This is a genomic window from Paenarthrobacter sp. 10L412, assembly GCF_056395565.1.
On record NZ_JBFTJT010000019.1, the window covers coordinates 62555 to 79552 of the forward strand.

Annotated in this window: 16 protein-coding genes; all 16 read left to right on the forward strand. The window is 61.9% G+C overall.

The genetic code is table 11. The features are described from left to right. Window positions 1-29 precede the first annotated feature (29 nt). The 16 genes from AC1DD7_RS21795 (at window position 30) to AC1DD7_RS21870 (ending at window position 16943) form a co-directional block, all read left to right on the forward strand. Window positions 30-1667, forward strand: coding sequence for a UDP-N-acetylmuramoyl-L-alanyl-D-glutamate--2,6-diaminopimelate ligase (locus AC1DD7_RS21795; protein WP_477516520.1), 1638 nt, complete (start codon window positions 30-32; stop codon window positions 1665-1667). A 6-nt stretch (window positions 1668-1673) separates the two neighbouring features. Then, entirely contained in the window at window positions 1674-3164 is a 1491-nt protein-coding gene (locus AC1DD7_RS21800; protein ID WP_477516521.1) for a UDP-N-acetylmuramoyl-tripeptide--D-alanyl-D-alanine ligase, read from the forward strand. After that, window positions 3161-4270, forward strand: a complete 1110-nt coding sequence (gene mraY / locus AC1DD7_RS21805) for a phospho-N-acetylmuramoyl-pentapeptide-transferase (protein ID WP_477516522.1) — start codon at window positions 3161-3163, stop codon at window positions 4268-4270. The genes AC1DD7_RS21800 and mraY overlap by 4 nt, the downstream gene beginning before the upstream one ends. Next, complete coding sequence (gene murD / locus AC1DD7_RS21810; protein ID WP_477516523.1) at window positions 4252-5841, forward strand: UDP-N-acetylmuramoyl-L-alanine--D-glutamate ligase; 1590 nt, start codon at window positions 4252-4254, stop codon at window positions 5839-5841. The genes mraY and murD overlap by 19 nt, the downstream gene beginning before the upstream one ends. Window positions 5842-5843: 2 nt before the next feature. Beyond that, on the forward strand, window positions 5844-7145 hold the full coding sequence (ftsW, locus tag AC1DD7_RS21815) for a putative lipid II flippase FtsW (protein ID WP_477516524.1): 1302 nt from the start codon (window positions 5844-5846) through the stop codon (window positions 7143-7145). 6 nt (window positions 7146-7151) lie between these two features. Next, complete coding sequence (murG, locus tag AC1DD7_RS21820; protein ID WP_477516525.1) at window positions 7152-8270, forward strand: undecaprenyldiphospho-muramoylpentapeptide beta-N-acetylglucosaminyltransferase; 1119 nt, start codon at window positions 7152-7154, stop codon at window positions 8268-8270. Beyond that, window positions 8267-9637 carry a UDP-N-acetylmuramate--L-alanine ligase gene (gene murC, locus AC1DD7_RS21825; protein WP_477516526.1) on the forward strand — a complete coding sequence of 457 codons (1371 nt, stop codon included), beginning with the start codon at window positions 8267-8269 and terminating at the stop codon, window positions 9635-9637. Before murG ends, murC begins: the two co-directional genes overlap by 4 nt. Beyond that, on the forward strand, window positions 9630-10490 hold the full coding sequence (locus AC1DD7_RS21830; RefSeq protein WP_477516527.1) for a cell division protein FtsQ/DivIB: 861 nt from the start codon (window positions 9630-9632) through the stop codon (window positions 10488-10490). The genes murC and AC1DD7_RS21830 overlap by 8 nt, the downstream gene beginning before the upstream one ends. A gap of 216 nt (window positions 10491-10706) precedes the next feature. After that, entirely contained in the window at window positions 10707-11927 is a 1221-nt protein-coding gene (ftsZ, locus tag AC1DD7_RS21835; protein WP_431119664.1) for a cell division protein FtsZ, read from the forward strand. Window positions 11928-11951: 24 nt separating this feature from the next. Beyond that, entirely contained in the window at window positions 11952-12662 is a 711-nt protein-coding gene (locus AC1DD7_RS21840; RefSeq protein WP_477516528.1) for a purine nucleoside phosphorylase YfiH/LACC1 family protein, read from the forward strand. Beyond that, on the forward strand, window positions 12655-13413 hold the full coding sequence (locus AC1DD7_RS21845) for a YggS family pyridoxal phosphate-dependent enzyme (RefSeq protein ID WP_477516529.1): 759 nt from the start codon (window positions 12655-12657) through the stop codon (window positions 13411-13413). The genes AC1DD7_RS21840 and AC1DD7_RS21845 overlap by 8 nt, the downstream gene beginning before the upstream one ends. 85 nt (window positions 13414-13498) lie before the next feature. Then, window positions 13499-14032, forward strand: coding sequence for a cell division protein SepF (locus AC1DD7_RS21850; protein ID WP_216922977.1), 534 nt, complete (start codon window positions 13499-13501; stop codon window positions 14030-14032). Window positions 14033-14164: 132 nt separating this feature from the next. Beyond that, on the forward strand, window positions 14165-14452 hold the full coding sequence (locus AC1DD7_RS21855; RefSeq protein ID WP_431119670.1) for a YggT family protein: 288 nt from the start codon (window positions 14165-14167) through the stop codon (window positions 14450-14452). Between the two features lie 171 nt (window positions 14453-14623). Beyond that, the gene (locus AC1DD7_RS21860; RefSeq protein ID WP_431119671.1) at window positions 14624-15319 is read left to right on the forward strand and encodes a DivIVA domain-containing protein; all 696 of its coding nucleotides are present in this window, start codon (window positions 14624-14626) and stop codon (window positions 15317-15319) included. Window positions 15320-15418: 99 nt separating this feature from the next. Further along, window positions 15419-16024: a signal peptidase II gene (lspA, locus tag AC1DD7_RS21865; RefSeq protein ID WP_477516530.1), complete on the forward strand. Its 606-nt coding sequence runs from the start codon at window positions 15419-15421 to the stop codon at window positions 16022-16024. Beyond that, the gene (locus AC1DD7_RS21870; protein WP_477516531.1) at window positions 16017-16943 is read left to right on the forward strand and encodes an RluA family pseudouridine synthase; all 927 of its coding nucleotides are present in this window, start codon (window positions 16017-16019) and stop codon (window positions 16941-16943) included. The genes lspA and AC1DD7_RS21870 overlap by 8 nt, the downstream gene beginning before the upstream one ends. The last annotated feature ends 55 nt before the right edge of the window (window positions 16944-16998 follow it).

Consider the following 16998-nt stretch of genomic DNA (forward strand, 5'->3'; position numbering starts at 1 on the left):
CGTTCCACCGAGCATCAACGGAGAACCACGTGTCAGAGCACAATGAGGCCGCTTTCCACGCCGAGACGCCGGAGACCGGCACATCCGGCTTCCGTCCGGCGTCTGTGGCTGCAGTGCCTTTGTCGTCCCTTGCAGAAGCCCTGGGTGTCGCCGTCCCGGCGGACGGCGGGACCAGGGGAGTGACGGGGATCTCGCTGAATTCCCGGGCCATTGAACCTGGTGACCTTTACATGGCCCTGCCCGGGGCTTCGCGCCATGGTGCCGACTTCGTCCCACAGGCGGTTGAGGCTGGCGCCGTCGCCGTAGTCACGGACGACGCCGGGGCACGGCAGCTTGCCCTGGCAGGCGAGCAGCCCGTGCCTGTCCTTATCGTTGACGAGCCGCGCACCGTCGTCGGGCGTTTGGCTGCCCTGATCTACCGCAGCCAGCCGGACGACAGCGGGTTCCCGACGCTGTTTGGAGTGACCGGGACCAACGGTAAAACGACCACAACGTACTTCATCAACTCCTTGCTCCGTGCCCTGGGTAAAACCCCGGGCCTTATCGGAACAATCGAGATCCTGGCCGGGGGAGATCCTATTCCCAGCCTGTTGACGACGCCGGAATCCACTGACGTCCATGCACTGCTCGCCTTGATGCGGGAACGCGGGCTGGAAGCGGCCTCCATGGAGGTGTCCTCCCACGCCGTTGCTTATCACCGCGTGGATGGCGTGATGTTCGATGTCGCAGGGTTCACGAACCTCACCCAGGACCACTTGGACCTGCACGGCAGCATGGAAGAGTACTTCCGCACCAAAGCTGAGCTGTTCACCGCAGGACGGGCACGCCAGGCAGTGGTGATGGTCGATGACGAGTGGGGCCGCAACCTGGCGCGAACAGCGGACATTCCGGTCACCACACTTACTGCAACGACAGGAGGCAGCCCTGCCGATTGGTCCGTTGCCTCAACCGCCGCCCGTGGACTCGGCACCGATTTTGAACTGCGGCACACCGACGGCCATGTCCTGCGTGTACACACGGGGTTGCCGGGTGACTTCAACGTGGCGAACGCGGCCCTGGCCACGATCATGGTCCTGTCATCAGGTATAGATGTAGAGACCCTCCAGGGCGCACTCGACGCCCACGATCCCTTTACCGTGGCCGTTCCTGGACGAATGCAGCTCATCTCCACCGCGCCGGCCTCCGTGGTGGACTTTGCCCACAATCCGGATGCCCTGGCCCGCGCGCTGCAGGCTGTCCGGTCCAGTGAAGAAGGCTCCCGCGTGATCGTGGTGTTCGGAGCTACCGGGCAGCGGGATCAAAGCAAACGTCCTACGATGGGCGCCATTGCGGCGCGCTTGGCAGACATTGTCATCGTCAGCGACGACGACCCCCACGATGAGGATGCAGCAGCTATCCGGTCAGAGGTCCTGGCAGGTGCCTACGCTGCCCGTGAAGCAGGGAACTTGACCTGTGAAATCATCGAATCCTCGCCGCGGGATGCCGCCATCCGACTCGCAGTGGAGTTGGCCACCCCGAAGGACACGATCCTCATCGCAGGTCGCGGCCACGAGGTATGGCAAGAGGTCAAGGGCGTCAACCTGGCCCTTGACGACAGAGTGGAATTGCGGACCGCCTTGACATCCAGGGGATTCAGCGTTTCAACGGACCAGCGGATAGAGTCCTAAACCGAGATGATTGCACTTACTGCGGCGGAGATCGCCCACATCACCCATGGCCGTTTAACCGGAGACGGGGACATCGCGCCCACTTCCGTCGTCACTGATTCCCGGGAAGCTACACCTGGTTCGCTCTACGTGGCGAAGCCCGGCGAGCACGCAGACGGTCATGACTTCGTTGACGCTGCCTTCGAGCGGGGTGCCGTCCTGGTGCTGGCCGAACGCGAAGTCACCGACGTCGACGGCAAGCCGTATCCCGCCGTCGTTGTTGATGACGCCGTGCTCGCCATGGGAGCCCTTGCTGCCGAAGCAGTCCGCCGCATCCGCTCTGCCCGGGAACAGCGCGGCGAGGAATTTACGGTGATCGGCATTACTGGCTCCGCCGGCAAGACCACCACCAAGGACTTACTCGCCGGCGTGTTGTCCCAAGCCGGGCCCACGGTGGCTCCGCGGGGCTCGTACAACGGTGAGGTGGGCGTCCCCCTGACGGTCTTTGCTGCCGATACGGACACTCGTTTCCTCGTCATTGAGATGGGAGCCACCGGCATCGGGCACATCAAGTACCTCGTTGGGATGGTGCAGCCGGACATCGGTGTGGTGCTGGTGGTCGGCACCGCCCACGCCGGGGAATTCGGCGGTGTCGAAAACATCGCCACGGCCAAGGGCGAACTCGTTGAAGGGCTCAGTGAGCACGGAACGGCCGTCCTGAATCTGGACGATGGCCGCGTTGCCGCCATGAAGAACCGCACCAGGGCCAAAGTCCTGGGCTTTAGTGCCTCTCCAGCGACGAACGAAGACGTGGAAGCGCGCAACGTTGTGGTCAACGCCGAAGGCCACCCCGAGTTTGATCTTGTACTGCCCGACGGCGGCCCTTCCGTTCCGGTCCGAAGCCGCCTCATCGGCGGCCATCACGTGACGAACCTGCTGGCTGCTGCTGCTGCGGCATTTGCCGCGGGCATTCCGGCGGCAGACATTGCTTCCTCGCTTAGTTCCCAGTCCGCTGCCAGCCGCTGGCGCATGGAACGAACCGAACGCCCTGACGGTGTCACCATCATCAACGACGCGTACAACGCCAATCCGGAGTCGATGCGGGCTGCACTGCGCACACTCGCTGATCTTGGCCAGGGCAGGCGGACCTGGGCCGTCCTTGGCGCCATGCTGGAGCTCGGCGATGATTCAATCCGCGAGCACACCGCAGTGGGAACGCAGGTGGTGCGCTTGAACATCTCCAGGCTGGTGGTGGTGGGACGCGAAGCGCGGGCCCTTTATATATCGGCCATCCAGGAAGGTTCGTGGGGGGACGAATGTTCGTTCACGGAGACTGCCGAAGAAGCTTACGAACTCCTGCAAAGGGAGCTGCAACCAGGAGACCTGGTCTTGTTCAAGTCCTCCAATGGAGTGGGGCTGAGGCATTTGGGTGATCGGATAGCATTACCCCCACGGGCCGAGTCCACCGGGGAAAGCGCGGCTGAAGATGCCGCAAGCGAAGGGAACGAGCTGCTGTGATTGCACTTTTGATCGGCGCCGGCGTCGCCCTTCTGGTTGCCCTGATAGGGACGCCCCTGTTCATCAGGTTCCTGGTGGCCAAGAGCTATGGGCAGTTCATCCGCGACGACGGCCCCACCTCGCACCACACCAAGCGCGGCACGCCCACCATGGGCGGAACCGTGGTTGTTGCTGCGGTTCTGATCAGCTACTTCGTGACCCACTTGATCATGTGGATGATGAATCCGCGGTCCGCGGGACCCTCCGCGTCCGGGCTGCTTCTGCTGTTCCTCATGGTAGGAATGGGGTTCGTTGGCTTCCTGGATGACTACATCAAGATTTCCAACAAGCGCAGTTTGGGCTTGAACGCCCGCGCCAAGCTGATCCTGCAAGCCGCCGTCGGCATCATTTTTGCCGTTCTGGTGCTGCAGTTTCCCAACGAGGACGGACTCCGTCCGGCTTCCACGCAAATTTCCCTCGTGCGCGACATCCCCTGGCTGGATCTCGCCTTTGGCGGCACCATCCTGGGCGCAATTCTTTTTGTCGTTTGGTCCAACCTCATCATCACCGCAGCTACCAACGGCGTGAACCTGACAGACGGCCTGGATGGCCTCGCGTCGGGAGCATCCATCATGGTGTTCGGCGCCTACACCATCATGGGGATCTGGCAGAACAACCAGGCATGCGGTTCGCCCCGTGAAGCCGGCAGCGGTTGTTATCAAGTGCGCGACCCCATGGACCTGGCGCTCCTGGCGGCAATCCTGAGCGCTGCTTTAGTGGGCTTCCTCTGGTGGAATACCTCACCGGCCAAGATCTTCATGGGTGACACTGGTTCCCTGGCAATCGGAGGCGCCGTTGCCGCTTTCGCGATCCTGTCCCGCACAGAACTTTTGCTGGCCTTCATCGGTGGTTTGTTCGTGCTGATCACCCTTTCCGTCATCATCCAGGTGGGTTTCTTCAAGCTGTCGGGTGGCAAACGGGTGTTCAAGATGGCCCCACTGCAACATCACTTCGAACTGAAGGGTTGGGCAGAGGTCACGGTTGTTGTCCGCTTCTGGATCCTTGCCGGGCTCTTCGTGGCAGCGGGCCTTGGAATCTTCTACGCTGAATGGGTGGTGCTGCTGTGAACGCAAACCAGGAGAGCGCGGCCTCGGCCAACGACCGCCTTAAGGATCTCACCAGCTGGGATGCTGATTGGCGTGGCTTGAGGGTGGTGGTGACCGGAATCGGCGTGTCCGGTTTTGCTGCGGCAGATACCCTCATCGAACTTGGTGCAAAAGTTGTGGTGGTGGACGCCTCGACCACGGCGAAAGCAAAGGCGCAGGCCGACACCCTGAAAATCGTTGGTGCGGTGGATGTGCTGCTGGGCGAAGAGGCCGTGAAAGTCCTTCCCCTCATCGACGGCAACAAGCCGGAGCTCATTGTGACTTCGCCGGGATGGCGCCCGGACCAAGCCCTGCTGGCCGCCGCCAAACGCAAGCACATTCCTGTGTGGGGCGACGTCGAATTGGCGTGGCGCGTCCGCGAACGAGCTGGCCGGAAGACCGCTGATTGGCTCACCATCACCGGCACCAACGGTAAGACCACCACGGTAGGGATGACAGAGTCCATGCTGCAGGCGGCCGGACTCAAGGCCATTGCCGTGGGCAACGTCGGCACGCCCATCCTGGACGCGCTCAGGGATCCCGTGGAGTACGACGCTTTTGCGGTGGAACTCTCAAGCTTCCAGTTGCATTGGAGCCAGTCGTTGTCACCGGTGGCCAGCGTATGCCTGAACGTCGCCGAAGACCACGTGGACTGGCATGGCTCTTACGCGTCGTACCTTGCCGATAAAGCCAAGGTCTACGAGAACACGCAGAAGGCGGCCATTTACAACGCCGATCAAATTGAAACCGAACGCATGGTGGAGAACGCGGACGTCGTGGAAGGCTGCCGCGCGGTCGGATTCACCACGAACTCCCCCGGCATCAGCATGCTGGGCGTCGTGAATGGGTTGTTGGTTGACCGCGCGTTTATCGAAGAGCGGAAAGACTCAGCCGCCGAACTCGCATCCATTTCCGATCTTGGGCCAGTTGCACCACGGCATATGGTGGCCAACGCTCTGGCCGCCGCGGCCCTCGTCCGTGCTTACGGGGTTGAGCCTGCCGCCGTGAAGCAGGGCCTGGTCAACTATCTGCCCGGCGCGCATCGTATCCAGCTCGTGGCCAAAAACGACGACGTCCTGTGGATCAACGATTCAAAGGCCACCAACCCCCACGCTGCCTCGGCCGCTCTTTCTGCTTTCCACAACGTGGTGTGGATCGCAGGGGGCCTCTCCAAAGGCGTCAATTACGATGACCTCGTCAAGGAGCACGCTCCCCGCTTGAAGTCCGTGGTTCTCATCGGCACGGACACCGAGGCCCTGGAAGCGTCCCTCCAGCGACACGCACCGGATGTCCCCGTGATAGCCCAGCCCAAGGGCGACACTGAAAGTGTGCAGACCGCAGACGGTAACGCCTCCTCGCCGATTTTTGGTGAGACCATCATGGCCCAGGCTGTGAGGGCAGCGGCCAGCGTGGCGGAGCCGGGGGACACCGTGCTCATGGCTCCAGCGGCTGCATCCATGGATCAGTTCTCTTCCTACGCTCACCGTGGCGACGCTTTCGTCCAGGCAGTACACGAGCTTGTGGAAGGGCAGGCAAAGACCACCGAGGAGTAACAATGGTCAGCACGCCCACCCGCAGCCGCGGCAGGGTTTCCGGGGACCTCGGAGCCCAGGCTTCGCCGGCGGCCCGCAAGAAACCCGCCGGGCTTCGGGGCCACGTCCGCTCTTTCTGGGAAGGCCTGGAAGGCAAGAGCAAAGCGCCGAACAGCTCCACGTACTACCTCATTCTTGGATGCGTCCTTGCCCTGACCGCCATCGGTGTGATGATGGTGCTCTCTGCTTCCAGTGTGGAAGCGATCTCTGAAGGCAAGTCGCCGTACGCCGATGCCTTGAAGCAGGCGATGTTTGGCGTCGTCGGACTTGTGGCGATGTACCTGATCTCCCGGACCAACGTCAGCTGGATGAAGAGGCTGTCCTGGTGGGGACTCGGTGCCGTTGTGGTCCTGCTGATACTCGTCCAGGTTTTCGGTCGCAGCACACTGGGCAACCAGAACTGGATCGACATCGGCGGGATCAGCATCCAGCCCTCGGAAATTTCGAAGCTGGTTCTTTGTGTTTGGATAGCAGCGGTTCTGGCACGCAAGGAGAAATACCTTCATCGCTGGATGCACGTGATCATACCGGTGGTCCCAGGGGCTGGCCTGGTCCTTGGGCTGATCCTGGTGGGCAATGACCTGGGCACCGCGATCGTTGTCATGGCCATTGTGGCTGCGGGGTTGTACTTTGCCGGGGTTCCCACGAAGATGCTGGCAATTGCGGGCGTCGCCGGAGCCATTGGCGCTACGGCCATGACAATCATCAGTCCCAACCGGATCTGCCGGGTGACGGCTTGGCTGGGCATGGCAGGGGATTCATGCACGGCAGATTCCGACTTCACCTACCAGTCCACCAATGGCATGTACGGATTGGCGCAGGGCAGTTGGACGGGACTTGGGCTGGGGCAGAGCCGGCAAAAGTACAACTGGCTTCCTGAGGCCCACAATGACTTCATCTTTGCCATCATCGGCGAGGAACTCGGACTGGTGGGCACCCTTGTGGTCCTGGTGTTGTTCGCCATCCTTGGCATCGCCATTTTCCGTGTCGTTGTCCGGCAGACCGATCCGTTCCAGCGCACCCTCGCCGGTGGCATCATGGTGTGGCTCCTGGGGCAGGCAAGCATGAACATGGCAGTGGTGACCCAACTGCTTCCAGTGATCGGTGTCCCGCTGCCTTTCATTTCGGCAGGTGGCTCGGCCTTGGTGATGTCGCTGTGCGGCGTGGGCGTAGTGTTGTCCTTGGCCCGCGGACAGTTGCCACCACAACAGCGTCCCCGGCTCTTGCCGCGTCGTTTGTCCAAGACCGCACGAAAGCGTAAATAGCACTTCATGACTTCAGATTCCCCCCACTCGTCCAAGCCGTTGACCGTCGTGCTTGCAGGCGGTGGTACGGCCGGCCATGTCAGTCCGTTGCTGGCCATCGCGGACGCAATCAAGGAAAAGCGTCCGGAAGCTGCCATCCTGGCTGTCGGCACGCCGTCGGGCCTGGAAACCAGGCTTGTCCCGGCGGCCGGGTACGAGCTCGCCACTATTGACCGGGTCCCGTTGCCACGAAAACCGTCCCTTGATCTCCTGAAGCTTCCGGGGCGCTTGCGGGGAGCCGTCAAGCAGGCGGAACGAATCCTGGATGACGCCCAGGCCGATGTCCTGGTGGGTGTGGGCGGCTACGTATGCACTCCCATGTACTTGGCAGCCCGCAGGCGCGGAACACCTATCGTGATCCACGAAGCCAACATGAAGGCGGGGCTGGCGAACCGCGTGGGTGCACGATTCAGCCGCCATGTTGCCGTGGCGTTTGCCGGTACGCGCCTTCGCGGCGCCCGCCACGTGGGAATGCCCATGCGCCGCGCCATCTCAGGACTGGACCGCTCCGAGGCAGCGCCTGCTGCCAAGGCTTCGCTGGGCCTCAATCCGGACCGTCCTGCCTTGATCGTGACTGGCGGGTCCTCCGGAGCACTGAGCATCAACCGCGCTGTGGCTGCTGCGTTGCCCGCGCTGGCAGCCGCGGGGATCCAGACACTGCACATCACCGGTACCGGCAAGGCTGTTCTGGATCACGACGGCGGACTCCTCACCGCTGATGGCTACCGGCAGGTGGAGTACGTGGATGGAATGGAGAATGTCTACGCTGCTGCTGACGTCCTGCTTGCCCGTGCCGGGGCCGCAACCGTCAGTGAAGTGGCAGCAGTAGGGGTTCCTGCCGTGTTCGTGCCCTTGCCTATCGGTAACGGTGAGCAAGCGCTTAATGCAGCTGCCCTGGTGGAGGCCGGCGGTGCCCTGATGGTCCAGGACAAAGAATTCACCCCGGAATGGCTCAAGGAAGAACTCATTCCACTCGTGTCGGATCGCGGCAGGCTGAATGAAATGGCCCGCAGGTCCGAGGCCCTTGGCATCAGAAACGCCGATCAGCGCATGGCTGATCTTGTCTTGGAAGCGGTATCCGCATGACGCACGCGATTGCACCACTTGAGTCCCTTGGACGAGTACATTTCATCGGCATCGGCGGCGTGGGAATGTCAGCCATCGCCCGGATCATGGTGGCGCGCGGTGTTCCCGTGAGTGGTACGGACGCCAAGGACCTTCCCGTCATGCATGACCTGGCCGCAGCAGGTGCCCGTATTGCCGTGGGATACGACTCCGGCAATCTGGGTGACGCCCAGACTGTTGTTGCCGGCTCCGCAATCCGTGCTGACAATCCTGAGTTGTCTGCGGCACGTCAGGCCGGTCTGCCCGTGCTGCATCGTTCCGAGGCATTGGCTGCGACCATGGACGGCCACAGGGTGGTCACCATCGCCGGTACGCACGGCAAATCCACTACCACCTCCATGGTTGCGGTCCTGCTCAAGGAAGCAGGACTGGATCCGTCGTTCGCCATTGGCGCGAACGTCCCGGCACTGGGAGTCAACGCGGCCCACGGGTCCTCGGACATCTTCGTGGCTGAAGCGGACGAGTCCGATGGTTCGTTCCTCAATTACCGCCCGCTGATCGCCGTCGTCACCAATGTGGAGGCGGACCATCTGGACCACTACGGAACCGCTGAAGCTGTTTACGCCTCCTTTGATAACTTCGCGGCGCTCCTGCCGCCCCACGGAGTCCTTCTGGCATGTGCGGACGACACGGGCGCCCGCGCGTTGGCGGAGCGGACAGCCGCCAAGGGAACCACGCGTGTGCTTACGTACGGGACAAGTCACGACGCCGATATCCGCCTTCACGATGGCGGCCCGGGTGATGTCTCGGTAGCCGTGGATGGAGCCGGGTACACCTTGGACCTGCAGGTCCCGGGAAGGCATAACGCGCTCAATGCCGCTGCCGCGTTCGCCGTGGCCTTGGAGCTTGGCGTAGCGCCCGGGATGGCGGCTACTGCACTGGGACACTTCACCGGTGCGTCCCGGCGCTTTGAACTCAAAGGGCAGGGGAGGGGCGTGCGCGTATACGACGACTACGCCCACCACCCAACCGAAGTGCGGGCAGCCCTGTCCGCCGCCCGCTCTGTGGCTGGCGGCAACAAAGTCCACGTTCTCTTCCAACCGCATTTGTTTTCACGGACCCGGGAATTCGCTGCGGAGTTTGCATCGGCGCTGGACGCTGCGGACACGGCGCTGGTCCTTGACATCTACCCTGCCCGTGAAGACCCCATCCCCGGTGTCACTAGTTCGTTGATTGCTGACCGACTCTCCCAGGGGCGGCTGGTCTCTGGTGACGAAGCTGTGGAAGCTGTTGTGGCGGCCGCTGGTGAGGGGGACATTGTGCTGACCGTGGGAGCCGGCGATGTCACCGCTTATGGCCCGGTGATTGTGGAGGCGTTGGGTGGCTAGCACCCGCAAGCCAACCTTCAAGCCCGGGGCAGATTCCAGCCGGGAGAATAAGAGCCGTCCGGCCGGCGGTTCCAGGGAAAGCGTCATCAGCGCCCAACGGTCAGTAGAGGCTTCGCCAAAAAACAGCGCCGACAATGTCATTGCTTTTCCCGAGCCGAAGGGCAAACGCAAACGCAGGCTCCTGCTGTGGACGCTCTCCATCGTTACGGCTTTCGTCGCGGTGCTGATAGCGGGTGCCATCTATTCGCCCGTGCTCGCGGTCCGGACCATCACTGTGGATGGCACCAAGCTGCTGACGCCGGAGGCTGTGCAGAAGGCTTTGTTGGGTGTGGAGGGCAAGCCGCTGCCGCAGGTGAGCGAGCAGGAAGTCAATGAGCTCCTGAAGCCCCTGATCCAGGTGCGTTCGGCAACTGTGGAGGCAAGGCCGCCGTCGGAATTGCTGGTGCACGTCAATGAGCGCGTACCGGTGGCCCTGTTGAAGCAAGGTGACTCGTTTGTGATGGTGGATGTGGATGGGGTTCAGCTGGGAGCCACGCAGGATCAGTCTGCGGTGGCGCTGCCCCTGATCGACGCTGGTGCAGGTGCCACCAACACTGGGTTGTTTAAAGCGATTGCTGCTGTCCTGAACACTTTGCCGGCCGATGTGCTCGCCAGGATGTCCACCGCGTCTGCTGCGTCGGCTGATGCCGTTGAGCTAAAACTGGTGGACGGAAAGACGGTAGTGTGGGGCAATGCCGAGGACAAGGAACTGAAGGCGAAGGCACTTGAGGCACTACTGAAGATGCCGTCGGATCCCAAAGTTCCCGTGAACGTCTACGACGTCAGTGTGCCCCGGCATCCATTCACCAAATAAAGAGCATTGAGCACGTAACCTGCGGGCCTCGGTGACCTTATTTCGCGACAATCAAGCGACACGCGCAAGCGGTCATTGCATGTGCGAAGCGGAGGAAATACCGTCGCAGTAGAGTTACTTGACATAACTATAACCTTCAACTAGAGGGTTAAGGTCCAAGTATTCAAGTTGGACTCGATCAGTTTCGCTATAGGACACAAGCAAGGGGCACGAAACGTGGCAGCACCGCAGAATTACTTGGCCGTCATCAAGGTCGTCGGCATCGGCGGCGGTGGCGTGAACGCAGTCAACCGCATGATCGAGGTCGGCCTCCGGGGCGTCGAGTTCATTGCCATCAACACTGACGCGCAAGCGCTCCTCATGAGCGATGCCGACGTCAAGCTCGACGTCGGTCGTGAGCTCACGCGCGGCCTTGGCGCCGGAGCCAATCCCGAGGTCGGCAAGCAGGCCGCTGAAGACCACGCTGACGAGATCGAAGAAGTTCTCCGCGGCGCTGACATGGTCTTCGTGACAGCCGGCGAAGGTGGCGGCACCGGCACTGGTGGAGCCCCTGTAGTCGCGCGCATCGCCCGCTCCCTGGGTGCGCTGACCATTGGCGTGGTGACCCGCCCCTTCACTTTCGAGGGCCGCCGTCGTGCAGGTTCCGCCGAAGCCGGTATCGATGCCCTGCGTGACGAAGTCGACACCCTGATCGTCATCCCCAACGACCGCCTCCTGTCCATCAGCGATCGCAACGTCTCCGTCCTGGACGCTTTCCGCTCCGCTGACCAGGTACTGCTTTCCGGTGTCCAGGGCATTACGGACCTCATCACCACCCCGGGCCTCATCAACCTCGACTTCGCCGACGTCAAATCCGTCATGCAGGGTGCCGGCTCTGCGCTCATGGGTATCGGATCCGCCCGTGGCGAAGACCGCGCAGTGAAGGCTGCCGAGCTGGCCATCGCTTCGCCACTCCTGGAAGCCTCCATCGACGGCGCGCATGGCGTGCTGTTGTCCATCCAGGGTGGTTCAGACCTCGGCTTGTTCGAAATCAATGAGGCAGCCCGCCTTGTGCAGGAAGTCGCGCACCCGGAAGCGAACATCATCTTCGGTGCGGTCATCGACGACGCCCTCGGCGACGAAGCCCGTGTCACCGTCATCGCCGCCGGATTCGACGACGTCAAGGCAACCTCTCCGTCCATGGACCAGTCGCGTCCCGCGCAGAACCCCGTGCCTGCCGAGCGTCCTGCTGCGCCAAGCACGGCTCCTTCCAGCGCAAACGCGCCGCAGCATGCAACTGCAGGCATCGGCGCCGCAGGCCTGAGCAACTGGGGCCAGCAGCGTCCGTCGGCTCTCCCCGCGGACTCCGGCTTCGACGTCGACCTTCCGGCCGTTGTGGAGCCGGACCTGTCCGGCAGCCGCTCGGACGACCTCGACGTTCCCGATTTCCTGAAGTAAGCGGGCTTCGAGAGTCAATATCCCGTGTTTTGGTGGCGCAATGAAGTACAGCCCGGCGTTTCTGTTGCTTTCACGGACACAGGCGCCGGGAACCTGGCCCTCCACGTGGGGGACAACCCCGGGGATGTGACTGCGCGTCGTGCCCGGTTGGACGATGCTGCAAACCTGGGTAACCGTAGCTTTCAGTACATGGACCAGGTCCATGGCAATGAGGTCGCGCTTATTTCGAGCTACGGTCCCGGTCCCACTGCGGATGCAATGGTCTCAATGTCTTCGGGTAGCCAGGCTCCCCAGCCATTGTCCGTCATGGTGGCTGATTGTGTTCCTGTGGTCCTCGTTGGAGATGCAGGCGATAACGGTCCCCTCATCGCTGTCGCGCACGCAGGACGGCCAGGCGTAGCCTCCGCCGTTGTCCCGGCAACCGTCAACGAGATGCGCAAGCTGGGTGCCCTCAATATCAGTGCCTGGCTGGGGCCCTCTATTTGTGGCTCCTGCTATGAGGTTCCCGAGCAGCTTCGTGAAGAAGTTGCCGCGGTGGCACCTGCTGCCTGGTCGAGTACATCGTGGGGAACGCCGGCCTTGGATCTTCCAGCCGGTGTGCGCGCCCAGCTGGCCGAAGGCGGCGTCACCGTTGAATATTCAGGGGAGTGCACCCTGGAAAATGACTCCCTTTTTTCCTACCGGCGGGATTCCCGTACGGGTCGATTCGCAGGTTTGGTGTGGACGCATGACTAGCCACGTACACGACGACGCCCAGTCCGGCGTCGCAGCTTCGGATGCCCGCACCGCTGAACTCGCCCGGCGGCTCGAGATTGTCCAGACACGGATTTCGGCGGCGACGGCTGCGGCGGGACGTGTAGATCGGCCCGGGCTGATCGTCGTGACCAAGTTCCACCCGGCAGCTGATGTCCGGCGACTGTCCACGCTGGGCGTCCGGGATTTCGGCGAGAACCGGGACCAGGAGGCTGCAGGCAAAAGCGCCGAACTCACCGACCTGGACGTCCGATGGCACTTCATTGGCCAGTTGCAGAGCAAAAAAGCGAAATCAGTGGCCAAATACGCCTACTCGGTGCAGTCAGTAGATCGTCCCCAGGTGATCGAGGCACTTGAAAAGGCAATCGTACGTGAACAGGACGTCACGGGGCGGAATGACCTTGTGTGCTACATCCAAGTCAGTTTGGATGACGACGCCGGGGCGCACCGTGGTGGGGCCCGGCCCTCAGAAGTGGAATCCCTGGCAGCAATGATCGCTTCCGCACCAGGACTGAGGCTCGCCGGGGTGATGGCTGTGGCCCCGCTGGGGACCGATCCCGAAGCGGCCTTTGAACGACTTGCGGTTGTCTCCGCGGAACTGCGGACCAATCATCCGGCTGCTTCAGGGATATCAGCAGGGATGAGCCAGGACCTTGAGGCCGCTATCAGGTTCGGGGCGACACACCTGAGAATTGGCTCCGATATTCTCGGTTCGCGTCCGGCCGTGGGGTAGCGTCAAAGTATTGGAATGACGGGCCGGGGTTCCAATATGTCAAGTCATGGCGGCCCGCCTACTGCAGAAACGATAGGAGTGCACCATGGCTGGCGCTCTGCGCAAGACAATGATCTATCTTGGGCTCGCCGACGGCGATGAACACTACGAATCTGAGCAGGCCGTCGCGCACCACGACGAAGAACGCCCCCAGGCACAGGACCGGGAAGAGCGCCGAGCTCCTGCACCCGTCCGGGAAGTTGTCCGTGAAATGCCCACTGTTGACGCCGAAGAGGAATACCGCGCACCCGTGACACCCATTAAGCGTGCGGCGTCGAGCCGCGAAGATGCCTCGGGTTTGAGGCAGATCACCACAGTTCATCCGCGTTCCTATAACGACGCCAAGATTATTGGCGAGAGCTTCCGGGATGGCATTCCCGTGATCATGAACGTCACCGATATGGGCGAGGCAGATGCCAAGCGTCTGGTGGATTTCTCGGCCGGTTTGGTCTTTGGCCTCCATGGCAGCATCGAGAGGGTGACCAATAAGGTCTTCCTGTTGTCGCCGTCGTATGTTGAAGTCATCGGGGACGACAAGAAGGCCAGCGAAACGCAGGCCAGCTTCTTTAACCAGAGCTAAGAACGATCGCTACGAGGATGCCAGGCGGGTCAACCTGCCTGGCATCTGTGTTGCAATAGTAAGGACCGATCGGCGTTTCAAGAGCAGGGACTGATCGGCATTCCGGAACAAGTGGGAGATCTGAGCTAACTCGTGGGCATTGTTTTCGGCCTTATCTATATTGTGTTGTTGCTGTTTTTCATTGCCCTCATCATCAGGCTGATCTTCGAATGGGTTCAGATGTTCGCCCGTCAATGGCGGCCCCGCGGTGTGGCATTGGTAACAGCCCATGTTGTCTACTCTGTGACAGACCCACCACTGAGGAGGCTTCGCAGGTTGATACCGCCACTGCAACTGGGTGGAATCTCCTTGGACCTCGGCTTCCTGATCCTGATTATCGCCGTGAGCATCGCCATGGCGGTGAGCAACAGCCTGGCGTAGCTGCGCAGTGATGCTGTACCGCGGAACCGGGGGCTCGCAAGGGTCCGAGGGCCCGCAAATTCTCCAATTCAACACGATGGTGTTGAATTGGAGGAACCAGATGATATTTAGGTACCGTAGTTTTGAACGGCCGGAAGGCCTACTGACTAACTAGACCAACGAGGTGACCAGATGGCTTTGACGCCAGAAGACGTTGTCAACAAGCGCTTTCAGCCGACCAAGTTCCGCGAAGGCTACGACCAGGACGAGGTAGATGACTTCCTCGACGAGATCGTGGTTGAACTGCGCCGCCTGAACCAGGAGAACGACGAACTTCGCAAGAAGCTCGGCGAAGCTGGCTCGGCTGTGCCCGCGGCAACTGCTGCGGCTCCGGTCGTCGAGAAGGTTCCGGCCCCGGTCAAGGTGGACAAGGAAGCCGAGGCCAAGGCGGAAGCCGAAGCGAAGGCTGCTGAGGCTGCCAAGAAGAAGGAAGCCGAGCAGGCCGCTGCGGCTGCTGCCGCCAAGGCACCGGCTCCCAGCAACGGTGTTACGCCTACCGCTGAGTCCGCTGCAGGCCTGTTGGCCATGGCGCAGCAGATGCACGACAAACACGTGGCCGACGGTGCACAGCAGAAGGAAAAGATTATCGCTGAGGCGCAGATCGAGGCTTCCAGCCTCGTCAACGACGCCCAGGAGAAGTCCCGTAAGATCCTTGGCGCCCTTGAGCAGCAGCGTTCGGTCCTGGAGCGCAAGGTTGAGCAGCTCCGTGGGTTCGAACGCGACTACCGCTCGCGCCTGAAGGCCTACATCGAGGGCCAGCTGCGCGACCTCGACGCCCGTGGTTCCGTCGCTGCCCCTGAGGTCGGCGAAGCAACCGCTGACGTTTAGCAAGTATTCTGAAAGCCGGTGGCTGGGGTCTCCTCTGCCACCGGCTTTTGCTGTTAACACCCTGCCAGCAGCCCCCAACGCTCCACGAACGAAAGCACTATGACCGACGACCTCACCGACGACGCATCGCGGCCGGAACTTCCCGTCCGAAAATGGCGTCCTGCAATGCTGTGGCTTTTTGCCGGTTTTGCAGTTTTTGCCTATGCCTTTGACCAGTTCACCAAGCTCTGGGTGACCAGCACCATGATAGAAGGTGAGCGCATTCCAGTGCTGCCACCACTGCTGCACTGGTACTACATCCGGAATTCAGGGGCAGCTTTTTCCATCGGTGAGAACGTCACGTGGATCTTCACGATTGTCATGGCCGGCGTCTCCGTTGCCATCCTTTTGCAGTTGCGACGGCTCGGCTCTGCCTGGTGGGCATTGTCACTTGGGCTGCTGCTCGGTGGTGCATTGGGCAACCTGACCGATAGGTTGTTCCGTGAACCCTCCTTCGCCATGGGTCATGTAGTTGATTTCATCCAGGTACCGAACTTTGCGATCTTCAACATCGCAGACTCAGCTGTGGTGTCCGGCGTTGTCATCATTTGCCTGCTGACCCTGCGCGGGGTGGGCATGGATGGCACCCGGCAAGTGGCAGCACCGAAGTCAGCGAAGCCAGCCAAACCGGCTCCAGGCTCCAGCGAGGAGACTGTCGGTGAGTGAGTCGGTTGTGGTACCTGAGGACCTTGCAGGAGCGCGGGCTGATGCCGGGCTTGCACGGTTGCTGGACATTTCCCGTTCTGCTGCGGCGCTGCTTATTGCCGAAGGCAACGTCACCAGCGGCGGCGCGGCCCTCGGCAAATCAGCAAAGCTCATTGCGGGCGCGGTGCTGGACGTCACGGTTCCCGAGCGGCCGGATCCCTTGGAAGTCGTGGAGGAAGTTGTGGAAGGCCTGAAGATCCTGTTGGATGACGAGGAATTCGTTGTCATCGATAAACCAGTGGGAGTGGCGGCGCATCCATCGCCTGGTTGGGTGGGACCCACGGTGGTCGGCGGCCTGGCTGGAGCCGGCTACCGGATTTCGACGTCGGGAGCACCCGAGCGTGCGGGCATTGTCCACAGGCTCGACGTCGGCACTTCCGGCGTGATGGTGGTGGCCAAGACGGAGCATGCCTACACGGTCCTCAAAAGGGCTTTCAAGGAGCGCACGGTGGACAAGGTCTACCATGCGGTTGTCCAAGGACTTCCGGATCCACTCGAGGGCACTATTGATGCCCCGATCGGCCGCCACCCTGGTCATGACTGGCGCTTTGCGGTGATCGAAGACGGCCGGCCCTCAGTGACCCACTACGAGGTCCTGGAAGCCTTTGGTAAAGCTACGTTGGTGGAGGTGCACCTGGAAACGGGCAGGACGCACCAGATCAGGGTCCACTTCTCTGCCTTGCGGCACCCTTGCGCCGGCGATCTCACCTACGGTGCTGATCCCCGCCTCGCGGCAAACCTGGGACTGACCCGGCAGTGGCTTCATGCACGGCAACTGGGCTTCACACACCCGCGGACCGGCGAGTGGGTGGAAGTCACCAGCGACTACCCAGCGGACCTTCAGTACGCCTTGGACCTGCTGGCCACGGGCGCAGCCTAGGCAACCCTTCCGGGCCTGCCCGGTCCAAGGGTTCCGAATTTTGTCGGGGGCGGGA

What these genes read in the sequence shown, in the direction of transcription:
- AC1DD7_RS21800 (WP_477516521.1), top strand. Translation starts at nt 1,674, where the DNA reads ATGATTGCACTTACTGCGGCGGAGATCGCCCACATCACCCATGGCCGT.
- murD (WP_477516523.1), top strand. Translation starts at nt 4,252, where the DNA reads ATGGGTGGTGCTGCTGTGAACGCAAACCAGGAGAGCGCGGCCTCGGCC.
- ftsW (WP_477516524.1), top strand. Translation starts at nt 5,844, where the DNA reads ATGGTCAGCACGCCCACCCGCAGCCGCGGCAGGGTTTCCGGGGACCTC.
- murG (WP_477516525.1), top strand. Translation starts at nt 7,152, where the DNA reads ATGACTTCAGATTCCCCCCACTCGTCCAAGCCGTTGACCGTCGTGCTT.
- murC (WP_477516526.1), top strand. Translation starts at nt 8,267, where the DNA reads ATGACGCACGCGATTGCACCACTTGAGTCCCTTGGACGAGTACATTTC.
- AC1DD7_RS21845 (WP_477516529.1), top strand. Translation starts at nt 12,655, where the DNA reads ATGACTAGCCACGTACACGACGACGCCCAGTCCGGCGTCGCAGCTTCG.
- AC1DD7_RS21850 (WP_216922977.1), top strand. Translation starts at nt 13,499, where the DNA reads ATGGCTGGCGCTCTGCGCAAGACAATGATCTATCTTGGGCTCGCCGAC.
- AC1DD7_RS21860 (WP_431119671.1), top strand. Translation starts at nt 14,624, where the DNA reads ATGGCTTTGACGCCAGAAGACGTTGTCAACAAGCGCTTTCAGCCGACC.
- lspA (WP_477516530.1), top strand. Translation starts at nt 15,419, where the DNA reads ATGACCGACGACCTCACCGACGACGCATCGCGGCCGGAACTTCCCGTC.